Here is a 1,929-nt window from a genome sequence, read left to right on the forward strand (position 1 = left end):
ACAGCCCGGCCTACAACGTCGGCGGCATGGCGCGTTTTACCGGGGTCGCTATACCCCGGCTTGAAATTGGCTCCGTGACCAGGACTCGAACCTGGGACCCAATGATTAACAGTCATTTGCTCTACCGACTGAGCTATCACGGAACTTAGCATTTCAATTTACAGCTCTTACAGCAGGCTTTTACTTCTAGTAAGCCTCCTCGTCGACCTTGTTCGCATCGCTACGTTCATGTCTCTGAGGCGCGCCATTCTACAATCTTAAAAACCTTTGTCAACCCCTAAATTGCTTTCAAGACACTGATTTGCAACTTAATTTCAATTTTTCCTCAGGGAGGAAAAACCTCGGGGTGACTTACTGCGGGGCGCACTTTACAAGCCTTTGCCTTACAGTTCAATGCCCTATGCAAAAAAAGGCCTCGCAATGCGAGGCCTTCTTCACAACGACGCCTGATCCGGCTCAGGCGAAGACGATTTCGTCGTTTTCCACCTTAGCCGTCACAGTGGCCCCCGGCAGGAAACTGCCAGCCAGGATCAACTGCGCCAGCGGGTTCTCGATCCAGCGTTGGATCGCTCGCTTGAGCGGACGTGCGCCATAGACCGGGTCGTATCCCACGGCAATCAGCTTGTCCAAGGCCTCGCCACTCAGCTCCAGCTTGAGCTCGCGCTCGGCCAGACGACCGCGCAGGCGTCCCAGCTGGATTTCGGTGATACCGGCGATCTGGTCCCGAGCCAATGGCTCGAAGATCACCACTTCGTCGATCCGGTTGATGAACTCCGGACGGAAATGGGTCGACACCGCATCCATCACCGCCGCCCTCTGCGCCTCGCGATCCCCCACCAGCTCCTGGATCTGCGCAGAGCCCAGGTTGGAGGTCATGACGATCACCGTATTACGGAAATCCACGGTGCGTCCGTGGCTGTCCGTCAGGCGCCCGTCTTCGAGCACCTGCAGCAGGATGTTGAACACATCCGGGTGGGCCTTCTCGACCTCGTCCAGCAGGATCACCGAATAAGGCTTACGCCGCACCGCCTCGGTCAGGTAACCGCCCTCCTCGTAGCCGACGTAGCCTGGAGGCGCGCCGATCAACCGAGCCACGGAATGTTTCTCCATGAACTCGGACATATCGATCCGCACCATTGCCTCTTCGGTATCGAACAGGAATTCGGCCAGCGCCTTGCACAGCTCGGTCTTACCCACACCGGTCGGGCCGAGGAACATGAACGAACCGCTCGGCCGGTTCGGGTCGGACAACCCGGCACGGGAACGCCGCACCGCGTTGGCCACCGCCACCACGGCTTCGTTCTGGCCGATGACACGCTGGTGCAGCAGGCTTTCCATCTTCAGCAGCTTGTCACGCTCGCCCTCAAGCATCTTCGACACCGGAATACCGGTCCACTTGGACACGACTTCGGCGATTTCCTCCTCGGTCACCTTACTGCGCAGCAACTGGTTCTCGCTCTGGCCATGCTGGTCGACCATCTGCAGGCTGCGCTCCAGATCCGGGATCACCCCGTACTGCAACTCGGCCATGCGGTTCAGGTCGCCCTTGCGCCGCGCCGCTTCCAGCTCCTGGCGGGACTGCTCGATCTTCTGCTGGATCTGCGCCGAGCCCTGCACTTCGGCTTTCTCCGAGGTCCAGACTTCCTCCAGATCGGCGTATTCGCGCTCCAGGCGGGTGATTTCCTCCTGGAGTTTCTCCAGGCGCTTGATTGCCGCCTCGTCGTCTTCCTTCTTCAAGGCCTGGGATTCGACCTTCAGTTGAATCAGGCGCCGCTCCAGGCGATCCAGCACTTCCGGCTTGGAGTCGATTTCCATGCGGATACGGCTGGCGGCTTCGTCGATCAGGTCGATCGCCTTGTCCGGAAGTTGGCGGTCGGTGATGTAGCGAGGTCGGCGCTTTGCCGCGGCGCTGATCGCGCCGTCGGAGAT

General features: G+C 59.5%; 1 protein-coding gene and 1 tRNA gene. Both read right to left on the reverse strand.

Annotation, left to right across the window (positions count from 1 at the left end):
- Positions 1–67: 67 nt before the first annotated feature.
- Positions 68–143, reverse strand: a tRNA-Asn gene (locus tag ACQKQA_RS20910).
- A 313-nt stretch (positions 144–456) separates the two neighbouring features.
- Positions 457–1,929 (reverse strand): AAA family ATPase (locus ACQKQA_RS20915; protein ID WP_427561784.1); only part of this gene is annotated, 1,473 nt, incomplete at its 5' end.

This window comes from Pseudomonas sp. NPDC089530 (assembly GCF_050280705.1).
Classification (GTDB): domain Bacteria; phylum Pseudomonadota; class Gammaproteobacteria; order Pseudomonadales; family Pseudomonadaceae; genus Aquipseudomonas.